General features: G+C 37.1%; 17 protein-coding genes. 7 read left to right on the plus strand and 10 right to left on the minus strand.

Annotation, left to right across the window (positions count from 1 at the left end):
• Positions 1–309: integrase core domain-containing protein (locus CWD90_RS21815; RefSeq protein WP_146613508.1), on the plus strand; the 309-nt coding region annotated here is incomplete at its 5' end.
• Positions 310–364: 55 nt separating this feature from the next.
• Here the strand turns inward: CWD90_RS21815 and CWD90_RS21820 are convergent.
• Together CWD90_RS21820 and CWD90_RS21825 are read right to left on the minus strand one after the other, a co-directional pair.
• Entirely contained in the window at positions 365–3,952 is a 3,588-nt protein-coding gene (locus tag CWD90_RS21820; RefSeq protein WP_103478178.1) for a SusC/RagA family TonB-linked outer membrane protein, read from the minus strand.
• 142 nt (positions 3,953–4,094) lie between these two features.
• Positions 4,095–5,246 (minus strand): FecR family protein, encoded by a 1,152-nt coding sequence (locus tag CWD90_RS21825; protein ID WP_103478179.1) that lies wholly within the window; start codon positions 5,244–5,246, stop codon positions 4,095–4,097.
• A gap of 103 nt (positions 5,247–5,349) precedes the next feature.
• Here CWD90_RS21825 and CWD90_RS21830 point away from each other — a divergent pair, with 103 nt between their 5' ends.
• The gene (locus CWD90_RS21830) at positions 5,350–5,946 is read left to right on the plus strand and encodes an RNA polymerase sigma factor (protein ID WP_103478180.1); all 597 of its coding nucleotides are present in this window, start codon (positions 5,350–5,352) and stop codon (positions 5,944–5,946) included.
• A 166-nt stretch (positions 5,947–6,112) separates the two neighbouring features.
• Here the strand turns inward: CWD90_RS21830 and CWD90_RS21835 are convergent, their stop codons facing one another.
• The 5 genes from CWD90_RS21835 to CWD90_RS21855 all read right to left on the minus strand — a co-directional run bounded on the left by CWD90_RS21835 (position 6,113) and on the right by CWD90_RS21855 (position 15,436).
• Entirely contained in the window at positions 6,113–7,591 is a 1,479-nt protein-coding gene (locus CWD90_RS21835) for an arylsulfatase (RefSeq protein ID WP_103478181.1), read from the minus strand.
• 22 nt (positions 7,592–7,613) lie between these two features.
• Positions 7,614–9,053, minus strand: coding sequence for a sulfatase (locus CWD90_RS21840; RefSeq protein WP_103478182.1), 1,440 nt, complete (start codon positions 9,051–9,053; stop codon positions 7,614–7,616).
• 100 nt (positions 9,054–9,153) lie between these two features.
• Positions 9,154–10,710 (minus strand): RagB/SusD family nutrient uptake outer membrane protein, encoded by a 1,557-nt coding sequence (locus CWD90_RS21845; protein WP_239986587.1) that lies wholly within the window; start codon positions 10,708–10,710, stop codon positions 9,154–9,156.
• A gap of 12 nt (positions 10,711–10,722) precedes the next feature.
• A complete protein-coding gene (locus CWD90_RS21850) occupies positions 10,723–14,103 on the minus strand; it encodes a SusC/RagA family TonB-linked outer membrane protein (RefSeq protein WP_239986588.1) in 3,381 nt (1,126 codons plus the stop codon).
• A gap of 169 nt (positions 14,104–14,272) precedes the next feature.
• Entirely contained in the window at positions 14,273–15,436 is a 1,164-nt protein-coding gene (locus CWD90_RS21855) for a FecR family protein (RefSeq protein WP_103478184.1), read from the minus strand.
• A 110-nt stretch (positions 15,437–15,546) separates the two neighbouring features.
• Between CWD90_RS21855 and CWD90_RS21860 the strand changes: the two genes are divergently transcribed.
• Complete coding sequence (locus CWD90_RS21860) at positions 15,547–16,152, plus strand: RNA polymerase sigma factor (RefSeq protein ID WP_103478185.1); 606 nt, start codon at positions 15,547–15,549, stop codon at positions 16,150–16,152.
• 16 nt (positions 16,153–16,168) lie between these two features.
• On the opposite strand, the gene CWD90_RS23135 is transcribed toward CWD90_RS21860, so the two are convergent.
• Together CWD90_RS23135 and CWD90_RS21865 are read right to left on the minus strand one after the other, a co-directional pair.
• A complete protein-coding gene (locus CWD90_RS23135; RefSeq protein WP_157941298.1) occupies positions 16,169–16,312 on the minus strand; it encodes a hypothetical protein in 144 nt (47 codons plus the stop codon).
• Between the two features lie 49 nt (positions 16,313–16,361).
• Positions 16,362–16,640 (minus strand): hypothetical protein, encoded by a 279-nt coding sequence (locus tag CWD90_RS21865; protein ID WP_192878057.1) that lies wholly within the window; start codon positions 16,638–16,640, stop codon positions 16,362–16,364.
• A gap of 215 nt (positions 16,641–16,855) precedes the next feature.
• Here CWD90_RS21865 and CWD90_RS21870 point away from each other — a divergent pair, with 215 nt between their 5' ends.
• The 4 genes from CWD90_RS21870 to CWD90_RS21885 all read left to right on the plus strand — a co-directional run bounded on the left by CWD90_RS21870 (position 16,856) and on the right by CWD90_RS21885 (position 18,634).
• Positions 16,856–17,074: a helix-turn-helix domain-containing protein gene (locus CWD90_RS21870; RefSeq protein WP_103478186.1), complete on the plus strand. Its 219-nt coding sequence runs from the start codon at positions 16,856–16,858 to the stop codon at positions 17,072–17,074.
• The gene (locus tag CWD90_RS21875) at positions 17,071–17,397 is read left to right on the plus strand and encodes a HipA N-terminal domain-containing protein (RefSeq protein WP_103478187.1); all 327 of its coding nucleotides are present in this window, start codon (positions 17,071–17,073) and stop codon (positions 17,395–17,397) included. Before CWD90_RS21870 ends, CWD90_RS21875 begins: the two co-directional genes overlap by 4 nt.
• The gene (locus CWD90_RS21880) at positions 17,394–18,383 is read left to right on the plus strand and encodes a type II toxin-antitoxin system HipA family toxin (protein ID WP_103478188.1); all 990 of its coding nucleotides are present in this window, start codon (positions 17,394–17,396) and stop codon (positions 18,381–18,383) included. The genes CWD90_RS21875 and CWD90_RS21880 overlap by 4 nt, the downstream gene beginning before the upstream one ends.
• Before the next feature lie 74 nt (positions 18,384–18,457).
• Entirely contained in the window at positions 18,458–18,634 is a 177-nt protein-coding gene (locus tag CWD90_RS21885) for a helix-turn-helix domain-containing protein (protein ID WP_239986589.1), read from the plus strand.
• A gap of 481 nt (positions 18,635–19,115) precedes the next feature.
• Here the strand turns inward: CWD90_RS21885 and miaE are convergent, their stop codons facing one another.
• Positions 19,116–19,697, minus strand: coding sequence for a tRNA-(ms[2]io[6]A)-hydroxylase (gene miaE / locus CWD90_RS21890; protein WP_103478190.1), 582 nt, complete (start codon positions 19,695–19,697; stop codon positions 19,116–19,118).
• Positions 19,698–20,340: the final 643 nt, after the last annotated feature.

Below are 20,340 nucleotides of genomic sequence, written 5' to 3' on the forward strand. Positions count from 1 at the left end.
GAATATCAACAACTCTTGAAAAACAACAATATAAGGTCAAGTATGACTGAAAAATACGACCCATACGAAAATGCCATCGCCGAAAGGGTCAACGGAATATTGAAACAAGAATTTGGAGTGGCAAAGAATATTAAGAACATAAAATTGAAAAAAGCACTGATAAAGAATGCCATAGAAATCTATAATGATCAAAGACCGCATTTATCCAACCATATGCTCACACCACTACAAATGCACGCACAAAACAAATTGAAAAGAAAACAGTACAAATCAAAAAAGCTGAACAATGTTATCATTGTTCAGCCTTAATATTTAAATTTAATACTTCAATAATCTGTATCGATTATTTAGGATGAGACAATTTTTAATAAGAAACTTTTAATCCGAGTGAGATAATTCTATCTGCACCATAGGTTTTTCCTGCTCCCCAATTACTTGAGATTGCTACTGGGTCAATACCAACAGGTAACTTAGAAAAAGTGAAAAGGTTTTCTCCTGACAAGTATAATCTTACTGCGGATAAATTCAATTTTTCCAAAACTTTACCTGGGAAGTTATATCCCATTTGTACATTTTGCAATCGCAAATAGGCCCCATTTTGCAAATATCGAGTACTAACTATTCTGTTCTTATTGTTTTGAGCATTGTTTATATAAGGTCTTGGAAAATATGCGTCCAGATTATTATTGGCGTCACCTATTTCCAGCCCTGTATAAGTATCTCCGGGTTGATCTCTAAAATAATCTAAATGACCTTGAAATATGGAAGATTGATTTCCTGTGCGAAACCCCCAAAAGATGTTGTCATTTGCGTCGAACCATAAATCTCTTTGTCCAACACCACGCCACACCATGGACATATCAAATCCCTTATAAGAGGCATTTAAATTAATTCCGTATTGATAATGTAACGCATTGTTTCCAATAATCCTGAGGTCGCCGTGGTCCTCCAAGGTATTGACTCCATCGTTTACAGCCCCATCCTCATTTACATCCTCATATTTCACGTCCCCAGTGTTCCAAACCAGGCCAGTTATGTCAGATAAATCAACAGAAGAGGTATAGTCATCAATATCACCTTGAGTTTTATAAAGTTCATTAGCCGTATAGCCCCAAATCTCACCATCCTCTCTACCTTCGTACCAAGTATTAAGAATTCCCGTAGGATTCTCATATTTGGTAACCACCGCTTTGCTATCATATAGATTAAGACCGATACCATAAGAAAAATCCTGATTCACAAAATGGTTCCAATTTAAATTAACTTCCCATCCTCTAGATCGTAAAGTGGCATTATTTGTTCTGGGAACAACAGACCCCAAAACTCCTGGTTGTGCCTGAACAGGTCCTATCATATCAAAAGTTGTCCTTTCAAACCAATCAAAATTAGCTTTTAATTTTCCATCCAAAAAGGTTAGATCTGTCCCCACGTTAACTGTTCGAGCTGTTTCCCAAGTAAGGTCCGGACTAATTAATGATGGTGTACCTGCAAAACCTACAGGTCTACTTCCTCCTGCGTCAAAAATCCAATTCACAGCATTTCCTGAAAGAGGAATCAAAAGTAAATCTAAATAGGAATCAACATCTTGGTTCCCTAGCTCACCCCAAGAACCTCTAATCTTAAATTTGTTTACTATATTATCAATCGGTTCCCAAAAGGTCTCTTTATCCAAGTTCCATCCAACAGAAAAGGAAGGAAAAAAACCCCACCGTTTGCCTTCTCTGAAAACAGAAGTACCATCATAACGGGCGTTGGCTTCCAATAAATACTTTTCCTTATAGTTGTAATTAAATCTTCCAAAAAAGCCCTCAGTTCCAAAGGTCAACAAGTTTTCACTTGCCTGTATCTCCCCGTCTGCAGTGTTTAAAGACGGCACATCCTGAACCAAGAGATTGGTCCTGAAAGCAGTTAATCCCCTATTTTTTGTCCTTTCAAATTGCGTTCCGGCTAACAAGGAAAAATTATGGGCTTCAGCAATATCAAAACCATAGGAAGTATAAATATTGGTAGTCCAGTACTCGTTGCTTCGATGAGTTGACCTAATATTACTAGGAACTGTATTTCCACTTGGAACTTGGGAGTGATCCACTAAATTGTCAAAAACGGTAAGTTCCTTACTCTGATAAAAAACATCCGTATTTCGAATGGCGAAATCGGCATTAATTTTCCAACCTTTTACCGGACGAATCTCTGTAGCAAATGTATGCCAGTTTTCGGTCGTTTCCGTAACGTCGGTTCCAGCATCGTTGACCCATGGAATTTTGGATTGAATCATTATATTTCCATACCCATCATATTTAGCATTGGTAGGCATAGTTCTGGCTATTTGGTGAAAAATAAGATCATAGGAACCCTGCCGGTCCATATTCGGAATTTCCCTTATGGTTTTTGAATACCGTGGTTGATACGTGAAATCCCAACTATCATTCAAGGCCGTAGTTATTTTTGCCATTATGTTATAGCGGTCAAATGTATCCGTACCATAGTTCAGAACCCCCTCTTGTCCAAATGCTCCTGCGGAAAAGTAATATGAAGTCTTTTCGGAACCACCAGAAATAGAAAGATCATGTTTTTGTAAATATCCGCTACCATAATATTCATCAAACCAATCCCTATTGGCATTTCCAAATTGATTAAATCCCCATTGATTGGAGTTATTCGGGTCTGGGGTTGTTTCAAAAAAGGTCGCATCTGCTGGAAAATTTGGACGACTTCTTAAAAAATCATAATCGCCCGCTTGGAACGCCATAACATTGTCAATAATATCATTATTAAAAAACCTACCTCCAGCACCAGCAACTCCAGCTTCATTTATAACCCTTGCATGTGTATAGGAATTAAGCATACTTGGAAGGTTCTGAGCACTGGCTACTGACACACTTCCTGAATAAGTTACGCTTAGTTTTTTATTTTTTCCCGATTTTGTGGTAACTACAATAACACCGTATGGCGCCCGTGCTCCATATATGGCAGAAGCTGCGGCATCTTTTAATATCGAAATTGACTCCACGTCTTCAGGATTCAATCTATTTAAATCGCCAGGTATTCCATCTATTACTATGTATGGTGATCCACCACCATTAATAGATCCAAGGCCTCTAATCTGAATACCCAAATCAGCTCCAGGTTCGAATCCGAAATCACCTATACTAAAAGTTAAGCTCGGTGACGTACCCTGTAAAAGCTGGGACACGGTGGGAGATGGACGATTTTGAATTAAATCGCTATCAATAACATCCACAGCACCGGTAAGGTTAGATACCTTTTGAGTACCATAGCCAACCACAACAACTTCGTCCAAGCCTGAAGCACTTTCCTCCAAAACAATATCAAAATTAGTTTGCTTATTAATAGCTATCTCCTTCGTAGAAAAACCAATATAGGATATGATTAGCGTTGCACTGGCATCGGTCAACATAATTGAAAAATTTCCATCGAAATCTGCCTCAGTTCCGTTGGTCGTTCCTTTTTCCACAATGCTGGCTCCGGGTAATGGGGTTCCTTCCGAATCCACTATACTTCCCTTGACGGTTGTCTGCTGTATAAGTTTTCCAATAGGAACGCTCTCCTCAGGTTTTATTATTTCCTGAAATTGCTTAGTAAGCACGATTTGTCTATTGTCCAGCACTTCATATTTAACAGCTAAATCTTTGAAAATTCGATTCAGAATCTCATAAATATTTCCCTTCGAAACATGGATAGAAACCTTTGAATTAATATCCACTTCTCTATTTTTGTATAAGAATCTGAATTCACTTTTATGCTCTATTTCCTTAAATACATCGCCAATACTTATTTGATCGTAATCAAGTGAAATCTTGGTATTTTGGGAATAGGAATTTGCTTGAATTTTAAAAAGTGAAACTATAAGTAATATGGTCGTCAGTTTCATTTTGAGGGTCATTTTGAAAGGAATAGGCCTAGGCCCTCCCTTAAAACGGATATTTTTCATATTTTTGTTTGGTTAATCGGTTTAACAATTGTAGACGTTAAATCACTTTATCTCAATTCGGGGGATGGTCGGACATTCCCCGTTTTATGTGATAAATCAATATTCATTTTAGTATTATTGGTTACTTCATAGGCTATTGTTTTTAGTTTATAGTGATGACTCTGTTTTTGCTCATGTTATAGTTATAAGGGGTGTTTTTGGAAATGTAGCTCATTACCTGTTTAATATTTTCAATCTCCACATTAAAAGTTGCAGTGAAAACTTCATTATTCAGCGTCTCATTATTATTTATGATAGTACAGTTGTAGCTTCTTTCCAATTTTTTAACAATATCCTTAAAAGCAACTTCCCGAAATACCAATTGACCGTTCATCCAAGCCATTGTGGATGAAACATCGGCCTTTTGAACCACCATTTGTTTTTCAACCTTGTTCCAAATAGCTTCGTGTTCAGGTTTTAGAAGAACTGAAGTTCCATTTTCAGGACTACTACCTAGAATGTGCACTGATCCTTCCACCAATACTGTATTCATTGACTGGTCTTCAGGGTATGCGGATACATTAAACTGGGTTCCCAAAACCCTCACCTCAATATTATCGGCATTAACAATAAAGGGGTCCTTATTCTTTGTCACATCAAAAAAAGCCTCACCAGATAGAAAAACAGTCCGATCCATATCTGGAATAAATTTAACTGGGAACTTAATACTCGAACCAGCGTTTAAAAATACCTTGGTACCGTCAGATAAAGTCACTTGAAACTTTCTGCCGTAAGGAACTTTTAATGTATTGTACACCAATTCGGAAAGTTCGGTATCTTCATATTGTATACCCTGCTGATTTTGTTTCCCGATAATTTCGCCTTTATCTGAAACAATATCTTGAGTAACTTCTTCTTGTAATATTACAGATCGGCCATTCTCCAATTCTAATGTTATTGTTTGATCATTCAGGGAAGGCAAAGCTATTGTAGGAATTGAATTTTCTTTTTGATATATCAATATTACTCCTACTGCTATTACCAATACAGCGGCATATTTAGCAAATCTAAAAACAAGTTTTCGCTTATATCCCCTCTTATCCTTTTGGATTTTATCCAATAAAATATTTTTTACTTCTTCCGTATTATAAGTGCTCAATTTGTAATCTATTGAATAATTAATTTTTGAATATTCTTTAAAAATGTCCCTATTCTCTGGTTGCTCCAACCAAGAGATCAATTCATCCAATTCATCATTATTAATAGAATGATTTAGATATTTCACTATTAAGCTATCACTACGATTTGACTTCATACCTTGCTAAATCTATAATCAATACGGAACCATTTTATCATTCCCCTACTTTTTTACAAAAAAAATTCACATATTTGAACAAATCTTTATAAAATTCCGAAAAATGATGTGGGATTTTAGTACCAATTCCGTTTTGATAGATCAGTTGGAAAAGGGCAATGAAAAGGCATTTTCCTTTTTAGTTGACAACTATAATCACAGGTTATGCGTTTATGCCAATAGTTTGGTAAATGATAAGGTGAGAGCCCAAGATATAGTTCAGAATGTTTTTATTAAAATTTGGGAAAGAAGGGAAATGCTAAAAAACAATCTTTCTATCAAGGGGTTTATGTACCGAGCTGTCCACAATGAGTTTATTGATCAATATAGAAGTAATAAATCCCTTTTGGCGTTGGAAAAATTATATGTAGACACCATTTTACAATTTGAAAAGGAATCAGAATCAGAAAAAATAGAGAAAATAATGAAAATGGTGATGTGTGCCATTAATGAACTGCCACCAAAATGCCAACAGGTATTTCTTTTGAGCAAAAAGGAAGGGCTAGATAACATAGAAATAGCTGAATACTTGGAAATATCACGTAAAACAGTTGAAAATCAAATTACCAAAGCCTTCGCTATCCTTAGAGAAAAATTAGGAACAAAATACGAAACCCTTTTGATGCTAATTTTTGGTATTAATACTAAAAAAATAGTTTGATTTTTTTTGCTAAAATTAAGCTATTTGAACTTTTAACTGCAAACAGCATTAGTCTTCATTCCAATTAATTACCTAGAACATATAATTCCAATAACGACCAAGGCAAACAAAAAAAGGAACAATGGGAAACCATTGTTCCTTTTGCAACTCAACTAACAAACTAATCCTATTGCTTGGAGAGATAGGTTTCGGAAGAAAATGTAAAAACATCCGAATCCGTGCGTGCAGTCTCGAAAATAGCTCGCATCTCATTTACCACTTCTGGGTGGGATTCGGCCACATTGTTTTCTTCCCCAATATCCTCCGACAAATTATAAAGTTCCATCGGGGCATCAGGATTTTTTAAAACGTCGTATTTAACGGCCTTCCAATCTCCTTTTCTTAGCGCCTGACGACCTCCTTTTTCATGAAATTCCCAATATAGATAATCATGTTCCAATTGATTTCCACTCTGTATAAGTGTTGGAAGAAATGAAATCCCGTCCAAATTTTCTGGAACAGGTACTCCAACAATTTCAGATAAGGTGGGGAATATATCCCAAAATGCTGATACATGGTCTGTTTTGCTTTTAGGTATTATCTTTCCAGGCCAGCTAACAATCATTGGAACCCTGATCCCACCCTCGTATAGATCCCGTTTAACTCCTTTTAAGGGTCCATTGCTATTAAAATATTCTGGATCTGCCCCACCCTCTTCATGTGGCCCATTATCGGATGCAAAAACGATTATCGTGTTACTGGCTAGTCCCAATTCCTCAACCTTATCCATAATTTCACCCACCTGAACATCAAGTAAATCGATCATTGCTGCGAAAGCGGCATGTGAATCTTTTTGAGATCTATAGGGACCTAGATTAAATTCAGGTCCATCATCAATACCCTTGTACGTCTTTTCAGGTGGATATTTTCCTCTATGTTTTTCCATATAGGCTTCGGGCGCGGCCAATTCGGCATGGGGAATAATAGAGGGCACGTATAGAAAAAATGGTTTCTCTTTGTTGTCTTCCAAAAACTTTAAGGTTTGGGTATGTATAAGTTCCGGTGCATAGATTCCATCACCCTTATCCATATTTTCTTTAAGTACAATAGAATCCATGTTAGACCAAAGATGAAAAGGATAATAATTATGCCCCAAACGCTGACAATTGTATCCAAAAAAAATATCAAAACCTTGATTTACAGGATCTCCTTCTGACCCCGGAAAACCCAGGCCCCATTTCCCGAAAGCCCCTGTGGTGTAATCTGCTTTTTTTAAGGCTTCTGCAAGGGTATAAGTATTATCTGGTATAGGATACTGTCCTTCCGGTTGTATTTCCTTGTTTCCTCTTACCACAGTGTGCCCTGTATGCATCCCGGTCATTAAGGCCGATCGTGAAGGAGCACATACCGTACTCCCAGAATAATGTTGGGTAAACATCATACCCTGTGAAGCCAATCGATCAATATTAGGAGTAGAAAACTTTTCCTGCCCGTATACGCTAAGGTCTCCATAACCAAGATCATCGGCCAAAATATAAATTATATTGGGTTTCTTTTCTTCGGTAATTTGGACATTTTTGGTTTTTGCTTCTTCCTTGCATGCCATAAACAACATGACAATACCAAGTGTAACAAAAAAATTGAATTTTAGTTTAGTAATAATCATTATTTAGTTTTTTAGGATTGATTTAATTTCTTTCGGAAATATAATCCGGATTTAATACTTTGGGTGTTGGCGCCCCCATCTCTTCTACACGATCTTTTAGAAGGTTCAACAGCTCAGATGTTTTAGCTGGATTGGTGGCTGTTAAATTATTGCGTTCACCAATATCCTCCCTTAGATTGTACAATTCCATTCCCTGATCTTCATAATAGTAATGTAGTTTCCAATCCCCTAGCATTACAACCGATCCTGGGCGAGTTCTAAACAATGGATCACGGCCATCATCCAACATAGGGTCATAGGCTTCCAAATATATGGGGAAATGCCAAAATAAAGGTCTCTCCCCTATTGCCCCTCCCTTTAGTACAGGTATCAAACTGTTCCCATCTGACTTATAATCGGGAAGGTCTACCTTTAAAATCTCCATGAAAGTCGGAAAAAAATCTAGATTGGTGATGGGCTCTTCCATCCTTTTTTTGGCAATAGTAGTTCCTTGCCATTTTATTAGACAAGGCACCCTAATTCCTCCCTCATAGTAAGACCCTTTACCTGCCCTTAATGGATCTTGAGTTGAAATGCTTCTTATTCCACCGTTATCCGATGTAAATATTAGAATAGTATTTTCTTCCAAACCGAGGTCAGTTAAACTTTTCATTATCTTTCCTACATTTTGATCTACGGTCTCCACCATGGCTGCATAGACTGGCGATATATTTTTAGGGTTGAATTTGTTGTCATATTTTAATACAAGCCCTTGTTTTGCTTGCAAAGGAGTGTGTACCGCATAAAAAGGTAGATATAGAAAAAAGGGTCGATCCTTATTACCTTTAATAAATTGTATCCCCTCCCCGGTGAGTCGGTCCGTAAGGTTCTCTCCTTCGGGTCCGTCTTCCAAATGGGGTAAATTATTATAAGGGCTGAAATAACCATCTAGTCCAGGATTGCCCCTAAGGTCTCCACCCTTGTTAACATCAAACCCTTGTTCAATAGGGTTTATTCCTAAATGCCATTTACCAAAAACGCCCGTGGTATATCCTGCCATTTTAAAGAGCTCTGCCATAGTTACATCTTTCAATAACAGGGAATCGGTATTTTTAATGGGAATTAATTTTCGGGATTCTTTGTTCCCTCGGGCCGATGGACTAACGGTATAAACCCCATGCCTGGGAGTATTTAAGCCTGTCATTAAAGACGCCCTACTAGGTGCACAATTGGCGGCGGCCGAATAGCTTCTTGTGAAAACCATACTTTCCGAAGCAAGTTGATCTATATTAGGGGTTTCAAAAAATTCACCTCCCATGAAACCAATATCTTTCCATCCCAAATCGTCAACATTAATAAAAATGACATTGGGCTTTACTAAATCTATCTCGCTTATCCTGGAATTCGTTTCTTCCTGACAAGAAATAAAAATCGTGCAAAATGTCAAAATAAGCAACCTTGGAACCGTATAATTTTGCTTCATACTTATGTATAAAAACTGAAATAGTTGCAATTATCCGATATTTTTAAATTCAATAATTATAAGTTGGTTCGGTTTCCCGAACCAACTTATAATAAAATTTTTATCTATATCCGTTGTTCGTTGGGTCCGATTCCAATAGAGCTGGATTCAAAGAAAACTCTTCTGGAGGGATAGGAAGCAATATATGATGTGGCTGTATATTGGCTGCAGGGTTATAAATACGATACTCCGTAGTTTTCACCACATCCAAAAGTATACCCCATCTAATCAAGTCCATTCGCCTATGTCCTTCGCCTCCTAGTTCCCATCGTCTTTCGTCATAAATAGCCTGACGGAAAGTTTCCTGAGTAAGACCTGTCAATGGCTGATCTGGCTCATAGGCCCTTTCCCTAACCTTATTAATATACTGGTAGGAGCTTGCAGGACCATTAAGTTCATTTTCCGCTTCCGCTGCCATAAGGTACACGTCAGCTAATCTAAATATAATCTTATTGTCCCCATGGTTACCCCTAGGCGAATTTACCTGGTCTAGATTCCACATTTTGGGCATATATGGGAAATTAAGTTCAAACCCAAGATATTCGGTAACAATATTCTGTGACCTTCTAAGGTCGTCCAATGGAAAATCATTGACATAACCCGGTAACGGTATCGATAGGCCATAACCGGTAAAACCTTCACTTCTGTCTCCCAAAGCCGCACTTAAGGCATTTTGCTGAGTAGGGTCTTTAGGTTCGTCCCTGATCCGTGGAGTAAAATGATCCACCCAATCATTACTTCTTACATCTCTAACAAAATCTATTTCCCAAATATTCTCTACATTGTATTCGTTATTGGGATCGAATACCGCAGCGTAATCGTCCAATAAATCATGTGGGGAACTATTAATAATGTCCGAAGCTTTGTCCCGTGCCTGTTCCCATTTTTTCTGTGTAAGTAATATTTTTACCATGACTGTGGCAGCAGCCCATTTGGTGGCTTTTCCCTGGTCTGTTTCAGATAGCGAATTAGGCATTAAGTCTTGCGCCCTTTGAAGGTCAACAAGTATTTCGTCCCTAATCAAGGTTTTGTCCGTTCTTGGTAACACCTGTATTTCACTTATGGGGAGATTGCCCCTGTAATATGGCACGTTACCCCAAAGGTTAGTTAAATGGTAATAGGCATAAGATCTTAGGAACAAAGTTTGTCCTTCAAAAAGGCTTCTTTCTTCCTGCGTCAATGTTTGATTTATATCCAATTGTTCTAAAATTGTATTTGCATTAAGAATAATGGCGTATAAATTTTGCCAAGTTAAAGGTGCACCGGCACCCTGGTCAATCGCACCAATATTACTTTCACTCAAGGTATAGGCCTGCGTAGGTTCTACCTGACCAAAAATTCTATTTGGCCCAATTATATCAGCCCCGTTTTCATAATATCGGTCCAACCCAATTTTACCATGTAGCGAATTGTCTTTGTAAATATTATACAATCCCACTATGGCCAAATCAAATTCCGTAGGTGTGTTAAAAAAATTTGAAGGCGAAGCCAGATCCCTAGGTTCTTCCTCCAGGAATTTATCACAGCCAAAAAGTAAGGTAATGACAGTTATTAGTAATAAAATATTTATATATTGTTTCATCTTCTTAATCTTATATGTTGTTTCTAAATGATGCATAGCTTGTTATTTTTAGAAATTAACTTTAACCCCCGCAGAAATTGTTCTGGAAGTGGGATATTGCCCTCTTGAGAATCCCATGGAGAGATTTTCCTGATCCCTATCAAACTGACTGGTTTCCGGATCTTTTAATCTAAAATCAGAAATTATAAAAAGATTGGTACCAGTAACATATACATTGATTGCTTTAAACTCTTTTAAACCTAACTTATCCACAGGGATATTATAGCCCAATCTCAAACTTTTAAGACGAATATGCGAACCAACCTCGATCATGGCCGAGTTGTTGTATATTTCCGATAGTGCGGCTACAGCCCCTGCCCTAGGAATATCCGATGTAGGGTTCTCGGGTGTCCATCTGTTGACTGTTTCGGCATATTTTGTGGTTTCCGACCGGCCAAAAAATGCTGTTTGGGTAAGACTATTGAAAACTTCATTGCCATAGGTGCCCTGGAAGAAAAAATCCAAGTCTATGTTTTTATAGGACAATGTATTGCCAAGACCAAAATAGAAATCGGGTTGAGGACTGCCTAATACCACAAAGTCTTCTTCATTAACCTCTCCATCACCATTGGTATCATCAAAGTGGGGACCACCTACATCTTGACTACCTCCCAATCCAGCAGCATCGATCTCTTCCTGCGACTTCCATGTCCCCAAATAACGAACCCCTGTAAATACTGGAGCACTTTCTCCAACTATAAGGCGCGCCCCGGTTCCTCCCTGTTGTGCAGGCGTTGCAAGATTAATGAAATCAACACCTCCCAAGTCTACAACCTTGTTATTATTACTAGATAGGGATAGAGATGAAGTCCACTTAAAACTGTCATTTGTAACGTTTACACTATTGACCATAAACTCCACTCCTTTATTTTCCACCTTGCCAATGTTTTGCAATTTGCTTACAAAGCCGGTTTGCCTCGGCAATCGGGCATCGAGCAAAAGATCTTCTGTGCTTTTTTTGTAATAATCAAACTCAACGGATAGTCTATTATTAAAAAATCCCATCTCCAGACCTATATCCAACTGCTTGGTAGTCTCCCATTTTAATTCTGGATTTTCAGGTCTCCCCAAAACAACACCTGGTTGTTCTATCCCATTAAATGTGGTATTGGCTCCATTTAAAATGGCCAATGTCCTATAAGAGGGTATTGCCTGGCTTCCAGATCTGCCATAACTGGTACGAAACTTAAGTTCACTGAAAACATTGAGATCTTGAATAAATTCCTCTTCAGCTAATTTCCAGGCGAAGGCACCAGATGGAAAAAATGCATACTTGTTGCCAGGGGCAAAACGAGAGGAACCATCTACCCTCCCCACTATTGTGAAAAGGTATTTATCATTCAAGGAATAATTTACCCTCCCAAGCCATGAAGCCAGTTGAAAAGAATCATAACCCGAAACTACTTCGTTACGTGTAGGATTAGATCCAAAACCAAGATTATTATATCCAGTAACATCGTTTGATATTTGATAAGCCCGGGCCACGCTTTCCTCAAGTTCCGTTTTTTGGATGGTAAACCCCGCCAAAACAGTTAAATAATCGTCTTGACCAATGGTCCTATTATACGTTAAGGTGTTCTCATTGATATAACTGGTTCTCACTGAATTGCGCACCTCGGCATTCCCTCCATTTTGTACAATTAAATTGTTAGGTAGTGCACCGGGATTAAAAATATTCCTTTTAAAGTTGTTCAATTCGGGGCTAAAAGTTGACCTAAATACCAAATTTGAAATTGGCCTGAACTCCATATACAGGTTACCCAATATATTGGTTTCCAAATTATGGTTCTGTTTTAATCTGATATCGGCTTCATAATTCGACGCTATTCCGTCCGTAATTGGGTCCAAGGCAGTATAATTTCCCTCTTCGTCATAAATTGCTCTTGTAGGAGTAGTAAATAGAAAAAGATCATCTAAGCTAAATTTGTTATTTTCCTTTTTCAGTTTGGAAATATTCACCCTGAAACCTACTTTGAACATTTCAGAAAGTTTAATATCCAAATTGGTCCTGAAAATATATTTACTGATTCCTGTAGCCCTAACAAGACCATCTTGTTCAAAATAATTTCCGGACACATAATAATTGACATTTCTACTCTCGGAAACACCTGATACCGAAACATCTATATTTTGGACCGGGGCCGTATGCGTAACTTGATCAATCCAATCAACATTGGGAACGCTGGCAAGATCGGGAAAAGGCAAAGCAGCATTTCTAAATGTGGCATCCTCATTGGCATAGGCCGCATGTTGGGGACCATCAAGGAAATCTACTTGAGTAACCATGGACTGAAGCCCGGTGTAAGCATTAATGGATACATTCGGTTTTCCAGGCGTGGCACCGGCTCCACTTTTTGTTGTGACCAATATAACTCCATTGGCGCCTCTAGTACCATATATAGAAACGGCAACGGCATCCTTTAGAATATCTATGGATTGAATATCGTTTGTATTAAGATTGCTCAAATTATAATCGGTTCCTACGATAATTCCATCTATTACCCAAAGTGGCTCATTGTTTCCTTGGATAGAATTACCGCCACGTATCCTTATAGTTGTAGCCGTACCAGGCTCACCGCTAATTTGTGAAACTTGAACACCGGAAGCTCTTCCCTGCAAAGATTGGTCTATCCTAGCTACCGGAAGGTTTTCCAAATCCGCCCCACCAACTTTACTCACGGAACCAGTCAAATCTTTTCTGCGAACTTCACCGTAACCGATTAATACTACCTCGTCCAATCCAGCCGCACTTTCCACTAAAACCACACTGAGACTGGTCTGTCCGTTTACCTGGACCTCCTTGGTGGCAAACCCGATATAGGATACAACCAGGACGGCATTTTCACTAGCAACTTCTATAGTGAAATTTCCGTCAAAATCGGCTGTAACACCGTTGGTTGTTCCTTTTTCAACGATGTTTGCACCGGATAAAGGGGCGCCATTGTCATCTACAATTTGTCCAGAAATAGTGGATTGAAGTTTATAGAAACTGGGCAAGAACTTTGAATTATCTGTACTCGCTGAAACACCACGTTCTTTTAGAAATATCTGTTTATCTACAACATTGTGTGTGGTTCTTGTATTTCCAAATATCCTTTTAAGAATACTGGTAACGAGCTCTTTGTTAGCTTTTACACTTACAACTCGATTTAGATCAACTTCCTTTATTTGGTATACAAAATGAAAATCGGTTTGGCTTTCAATTTCATCTATAAGCCTTTCTACCGTTACGTTGTTGAGGTCTAGTGTAATCTTTGTACGCTGTGCATAGGATGAATTGGCCTGCATGGTAAACAGTACCAAAAACATAAATAACATACTAATCTTCATCTTTAAACTGAGTTTAAGCAATGGGTACGACCTTCTCTTTTGGTCAAGAATTTTTTTCATACTTTTATAATGTTTGATTGTGGTTATACATTAGTTATAATCACTTCTACCGATCGGGAAATGGTGAGACATTTTCCGATTTTTTTTAATCCCTTCTTAGAGAGAAACAAAGTGAGTTATTGGTTGTTTTTAGTTTTTCATTGGCAGTTTTTATTTAAGTTTTAGTTATTTAGTTTACAATTATTTCGTTGTCATTAATAGAGTAATCAATATTGTATTCCCCTTTAAAGTATTCCAATATTTTTTCGATCGGCATGTCGGCAAAACTTGCATTAAATTTAGCAGTCGCCAATTTCGAGTTATTGTTAATGATCTTAACGTTGTAATGCCGTTCCAGTTTTTTAAGAATGTTTTCGAACGTCATATTTCTAAACACCAATACACCCTGAACCCAGGAAGTGTATATACTGGTAATAACTGGTTCCGTAGTAATATTCCCTTTTGTATTGTCAAAGCTGCCCTTAAGACCAGGTGTAAGCACCGTTCCTTCATTGCCTATTGACATGTCTGTTCCCGAATACAACCCCACAGACCCTTCTACCAAAACAACTTCTTTAACTATATCCTCCGGATAGGCCGAAACATTGAACTTTGTTCCGAAAACCTTAATATCCAAATTAGTCGCCCTTACAATAAATGGATGTTCCTTATCTTCCGCTACTTCCAAAAAAGCCTCTCCAGTTAAGAAAACAATACGATCTTTTCCTTCTACAAATTCTACAGGATATTTTATGGAGGAACCTGCATTTAAGTAAGCCATGGAACCATCTGATAATTTCAATTCGAAATGTTTCCCATAAGGCACATAAAGGGTGTTGTAGATAGGTGCTTCCGAAATGGATCTGTTCCCATTCGAATATACCAGTTGATTACCCACTTGGGAGCCAACTACATTACCTTCTGAGTCAATTACTTCCGACGTGCTATCTTCAGAAATAACTTGAATATTTCCATCTTCACGTTCTAGAGTAATAAAATTCTCTTGGGGAGCGAATTCTTTGACGGGGGCCTCATTGGAAAGTTTTTCATTGACAACGTACCCCAAAGTCATAGAGAAAATAATAATGGCAGCATACTTAAGGACACTTCTGTATTTGAATTTTTCAAGATTGTCTTTGTCCTTCTTAATTTTATCCAACAAAAGGCGTTTTGATTTCTCTGTATCGTAGGTATTCATTTTACAGTCAATTCTAAAATTTAATTTTATATAATCGTTAAAAAGTTGATCATTGGAAGGCTTTTTCAGTTCAATTTCCAATTGATCTAACTCCGCACCTGAAATTGATGAGGTAATATATTTTACTATTAATTTATGAGCCTTCTTTGGTTTCATACTTTATACAATTCACATTTATACGAAGCCATTTTAAGAAACCCTTACTTTTTTCACTTTTTTTTTTCATATTTGTCATAATTTCTAACCAACAACAACCAAATAACTAAATGAAGGGGAGTTTTGAAAATCAAACCGCTCTAATCGAAGGCTTAAAAATGGGCAATGAAAGTGCCTACGGATATTTGGTGGATTATTATCACAATCGACTATGTGTTTACGCCAACAGTCTTATTAAGGATAATCTTATAGCCGAGGATATTGTGCAAAATGTTTTTATACAGGTCTGGGAAAAGCGAAACAAACTGAAACATGATTTTTCCTTAGAAAATTATTTGTACAAATCCGTTCATAACAAATTTATTGACCAGTACCGAAAAGGTAAGGCCGTAATGGCCCTAGAGAAAAAATATATCGCAGCTTTGGAGTTGGCCGTGGATGAAAAGGATGAAATTCAGGAACAAAAAATATTAAATATACTTTTAGATTCCATTCAGGAATTACCTCCCAAATGCAAGCAGATTTTTCTAATGAGTAAAAAAGAAGGCCTAACCAACACTGAAATATCTGAATACCTTGATATTTCCAAAAAGACGGTGGAAGGACAAATCACCAAGGCTTTTGGAATTCTTAAGGAAAAATTAGGTAAGAAATATGAGGCGGTATTGATGCTTATTTTTGGTGTTAATACTAAAAATAATATTCTAAAGCATTAAGCCAAAAAATGAGCTTTTAACCCACAGTTAATTTTGGTGGATCAATAGCGCCATTGCTAATTAACTTCCCGTTTACATATACTCTTGCTGTTGCTGCTTCCGTCCTGGAATAGCCCATTGCACTTTTTACTGGAACAATAAAAAACCTGATGGATTCCATGCACCTTGTTGCAGGCTAAATCTTTAAGGATCCATAAATATTCCTAAAATTAAATTTCCATATTCAAATCATAATGTACACCCCGTCCAGCACCTACAGGATGTAAGCATTGTTTTTCAACCATATCCTGTAAATCGTGGGTGGCCGTAGCTTTGGAAGTTTTGGCGATGGATATATATTTTTTTGCTGTCATCCCACCTTTAAATCCTTTAATGCCGTTGCCAAGCATTTTCGCCTGACGCTTATCTGCCTGAATATTACAAAAATCGGACAGGAACCATGCGTAAAGTTTTTGGGTAAGATTTGGGGATGGAGGTAAAAAACTCAAAAATTCAGAGTTTAGAAATGCATCAGTCGGGTAAGGAATATCATAGATACATTTAACCCGAAGAAAAATTTGATTCTAAATAGTGCATTATAATGCACTATTTTATTTATTGAAGCTAAATACTTTAACAAAAGTGTCAATTAGTGCAATAAATTGCACTTTAACTATGTTTATTCATGATAAATGTTTAATTTCACCTACTAAAGAGCCATATAATGCACTTTAATAGTTTAATACATAGTATAAAGGAGCGAAGAGAAATGCTACAGGTTACCCAAGAAACATTGGCAGACCTTTCAGGTGTAGGTCTTCGTACCCTTAAACAATTTGAAAGTGGTAAAGGCAACCCTACAGCAGAAACATTAAACAAACTGGGGAATGCACTAGGTTTGGAACTCACTTTCCAAGTAAAAACGACAACACCTGAAGAATGAGGCAAGCAGTCATTTTGTACAAAAAAGAAGAAGCGGGACAATTGACCCAATCGGATGATGGAAGTTTCACCTTTCGTTACCATGACCAATGGTTTGAATCAAATGACACCCCTGCCATCAGTCTTACATTACCAAAAAATCAACAAGAGTATCATTCGGAATATCTATTCCCTTTTTTTTATAACATGCTTCCTGAGGGCTCGAACAAACAAAATATTTGTTTTGAGTTACGCATAGACCCTAAAGACTATTTTGGTCTGTTATTAACCACAGCGAAATATGATACGATTGGAGCCATTCAGGTTAAGGAAATAAAAACATGAGTAATCCAATGGAAATAAACAACTGTCCAGGTACTTTAAAAAAAGGATTCAACACCTATAGTATGACAGCATTAAATCGTTTATTCAAAGGGAGAAAGGTAAGCCCTACCCTACCCTACGAATCGCCCGCTACCAATGTAGTTACTGAAGAACTCTTTAAAGAAAACAAAAAACGATTATCCATTTCTGGTGTTCAAGAAAAATTCTCGGTACTACTGGAGAAGAACAAACTGCGTTTGATAAATGAAGGAGAACAAGGGCAGTATATTTTAAAACCTATTCCCAATGTGGGAACCCGTACAGATCAAATGCCAGCCAACGAACATTTGAGCATGCAGATAGCACGCCAAGTATTCGGAATCGAAACTGCAGATAACGGCCTCGTATTCTTTAAAAACGGAGACCCCGTATATATTACCAAACGTTTTGATGTGCAAGAAGATGGTACTAAATTGGCAATTGAGGATTTTGCTACTCTAGCCGGCAGAACACCACAAACCCATGGAACAGATTTTAAATATTATGGAAATTATTTACAACTTTTTGAACTTTTAAAAAAGTATGTTCCTGCCTATCCAATCGAGGCCATCAAACTATTTAAGTTACTTCTTTTCAATTATTTAATATCTAACGGTGATGCCCATTTCAAAAATTTCTCATTAATAGAAACTGCTTTGGGAGATTTTAAATTGAGCCCTGCTTATGACTTATTAAACAGTAGAATTCATATTGAGGACAGAGATTTTGCCTTAGAAGATGGACTTTTACCTCTAGACAAATCAAGAGGTAAGGTTACAGAGCAGTTTTTTCAACTAGCGGAACTTGCTGGCATTTCTAAAAGGCAATATGAAAAGGCATTTAAAAGTTTAACGACAAATCAAGCTAAAGTACTATCCCTAATCGAACTTTCATATCTTGATGAAAAGACAAAAAAAAATTACCTTCAAGGGTATCAAACAAAGCTTAAAAAACTTTTGAGGGATTAGAATTTAACATACAGCTTATAGTTATCAAATACGAAGAAATCCATTACCCCAACGGCTTACCTACCTTACAGGAAATGATTGATCTACGTATGTTTGAAATGGGGCTTAAAAGAAAGGATTTAGCACCTCTCCTAGATACGAGCGCCTCCAGAATAAGTGACTATTTAAACGGCAAAAGAGAGATTACTTTGACCCTTGCCAAAGCCTTGCATCAAAAATTAAATATTGATAGTGATATAATACTTCAATAGTTGACAATTGTATTGCATGAGCCGATTAAATATATTAATCGGCTCATAGCATTATTCGCTATTGCTTTCAAAAGGAAAGTTATATATTAGTGGCGAAATTAAAGGAGGGGTTAAAGTACGCCCAGTTACAAATACACTTTTTTAACCCAATGCTAATTTCCGTGTACTTTCCGCGACTTTTTGTACCTCAATTTACACCTAACCCAATAAACATAGGCTTTTCATATTTCTGTATCGGAAAATTGATAAACCATCTCCTATTTTTGCTAAGTGGTGCTTGAGGAACCGAATAGATGCCCTAATTTGGACCTGTTATAAGAATTATCAGGTGTTTCTTGGCTCGATTACACGCTACAAAAAGTAATTTTCTTATTTTAAATAAGTCTTGAGAATTCCCTTGCTGGCAATCACCCTTGGGGAGTGACACACAACATTAGGCCAAACCCTTTGAAGTTGTAAACTCTCCAAAGCAACATAATTTTTATCCGTGGATTGTTTCTTCTTTTCCGTAGTTTTTTATCACTTCAGCTTCAAATTCAACAAGCTCTTGCCAGCGTTTGTCTACATCTATATTTTGGCCGTATTTGCGAGCAAAGCCAATAAAAGTGGTGTAATGACCTGCTTCGCTAATCATTAAATCATGGTAAAATTTAGAAAGTTCCGGGTCTTTTATTTCTTTTGAAAGTAGCTTAAAGCGCTCACAGCTTCTCGCTTCGATCATAGCGGAAAATAAGAGTCTATCTACCATCGATTTAAGTCTACTGCCACCTTTATTCATAAACTTATAAAGCTCGTTTACATAGCTGTCTTTGCGCTCTCTGCCTAAGGTGTAACCACGCTTTTTAATGATATCATGTACCATTTGAAAATGTTCTAATTCTTCTTGGGCCAAAAGGAGTAAATCGGTAACCAAATCGGGGTATTCAGAATTAAGTGTAATAATAGTAATCGCATTAGTAGCGGCCTTTTGTTCACACCATGCATGGTCTGTAAGTATTTCTTCTATGTTTTTTTCAACAATATTAACCCAACGTGGGTCTGTTGCTAATTTTAAATGGAGCATGGCCTAATGTTTTTGTAAAAATAGGTATTAGCTGTAAAATAAATCATTAAACTTTAACTCTTTACAAAATGTACTTTTTTGTAAAGAGTTATTTGTGCTATGCAATTTTTATTATCTTCTTTGAAAGTTTAAATAAAAGAACAACAGTTTCCAATTGTTCCTTTATCAAGTAAATTAACTTTCGCTTTGATTTGACCAAAACACGATTACTATTAATAAACAAAGGAGTTTTCTATTATTGACCCGGACAATAATTTGTTGACTTTCGGAGAGCGTATTTAATAAATCGCCGATTAAAGTTCAAATAAAGTTTATGTTAGAAGATAAATTTAGGTCGCATAGATATAATGATAAATAGGGCAATTTATTGGAATACCGTTTTCTGACCGCTAAGACTACTATTAGTACTGGAACATTGGACGAGTTTGAATATCTGAAAGTGCTGGAGAAATCTCGTTATTGTAATTACACTAACATTATCGATTTATTAAGAACAGGGAAATTTTTCTATCCTATTCTATTATACTCCCCAATTTTAGGACAGCAAGTTAAGTTGTAATTTAACCCTGTCAAATATGAAGAGATCAAGAAGAAAATTCAGTGCATCGTTCAAGGCCAAAGTGGCCATTGAGGCGTTAAAGGA

It is taken from the genome of Arenibacter catalasegens, assembly GCF_002909235.1.
GTDB lineage: Bacteria > Bacteroidota > Bacteroidia > Flavobacteriales > Flavobacteriaceae > Arenibacter > Arenibacter catalasegens.

What these genes read in the sequence shown, in the direction of transcription:
- CWD90_RS21820 (WP_103478178.1), bottom strand. Translation starts at nt 3,952, where the DNA reads ATGAAAAATATCCGTTTTAAGGGAGGGCCTAGGCCTATTCCTTTCAAA.
- CWD90_RS21825 (WP_103478179.1), bottom strand. Translation starts at nt 5,246, where the DNA reads ATGAAGTCAAATCGTAGTGATAGCTTAATAGTGAAATATCTAAATCAT.
- CWD90_RS21830 (WP_103478180.1), top strand. Translation starts at nt 5,350, where the DNA reads ATGATGTGGGATTTTAGTACCAATTCCGTTTTGATAGATCAGTTGGAA.
- CWD90_RS21835 (WP_103478181.1), bottom strand. Translation starts at nt 7,591, where the DNA reads ATGATTATTACTAAACTAAAATTCAATTTTTTTGTTACACTTGGTATT.
- CWD90_RS21840 (WP_103478182.1), bottom strand. Translation starts at nt 9,053, where the DNA reads ATGAAGCAAAATTATACGGTTCCAAGGTTGCTTATTTTGACATTTTGC.
- CWD90_RS21845 (WP_239986587.1), bottom strand. Translation starts at nt 10,710, where the DNA reads ATGCATCATTTAGAAACAACATATAAGATTAAGAAGATGAAACAATAT.
- CWD90_RS21850 (WP_239986588.1), bottom strand. Translation starts at nt 14,103, where the DNA reads ATGAAAAAAATTCTTGACCAAAAGAGAAGGTCGTACCCATTGCTTAAA.
- CWD90_RS21855 (WP_103478184.1), bottom strand. Translation starts at nt 15,436, where the DNA reads ATGAAACCAAAGAAGGCTCATAAATTAATAGTAAAATATATTACCTCA.
- CWD90_RS21860 (WP_103478185.1), top strand. Translation starts at nt 15,547, where the DNA reads ATGAAGGGGAGTTTTGAAAATCAAACCGCTCTAATCGAAGGCTTAAAA.
- CWD90_RS23135 (WP_157941298.1), bottom strand. Translation starts at nt 16,312, where the DNA reads ATGGAATCCATCAGGTTTTTTATTGTTCCAGTAAAAAGTGCAATGGGC.
- CWD90_RS21870 (WP_103478186.1), top strand. Translation starts at nt 16,856, where the DNA reads ATGCACTTTAATAGTTTAATACATAGTATAAAGGAGCGAAGAGAAATG.
- CWD90_RS21875 (WP_103478187.1), top strand. Translation starts at nt 17,071, where the DNA reads ATGAGGCAAGCAGTCATTTTGTACAAAAAAGAAGAAGCGGGACAATTG.
- CWD90_RS21880 (WP_103478188.1), top strand. Translation starts at nt 17,394, where the DNA reads ATGAGTAATCCAATGGAAATAAACAACTGTCCAGGTACTTTAAAAAAA.
- CWD90_RS21885 (WP_239986589.1), top strand. Translation starts at nt 18,458, where the DNA reads ATGATTGATCTACGTATGTTTGAAATGGGGCTTAAAAGAAAGGATTTA.
- miaE (WP_103478190.1), bottom strand. Translation starts at nt 19,697, where the DNA reads ATGCTCCATTTAAAATTAGCAACAGACCCACGTTGGGTTAATATTGTT.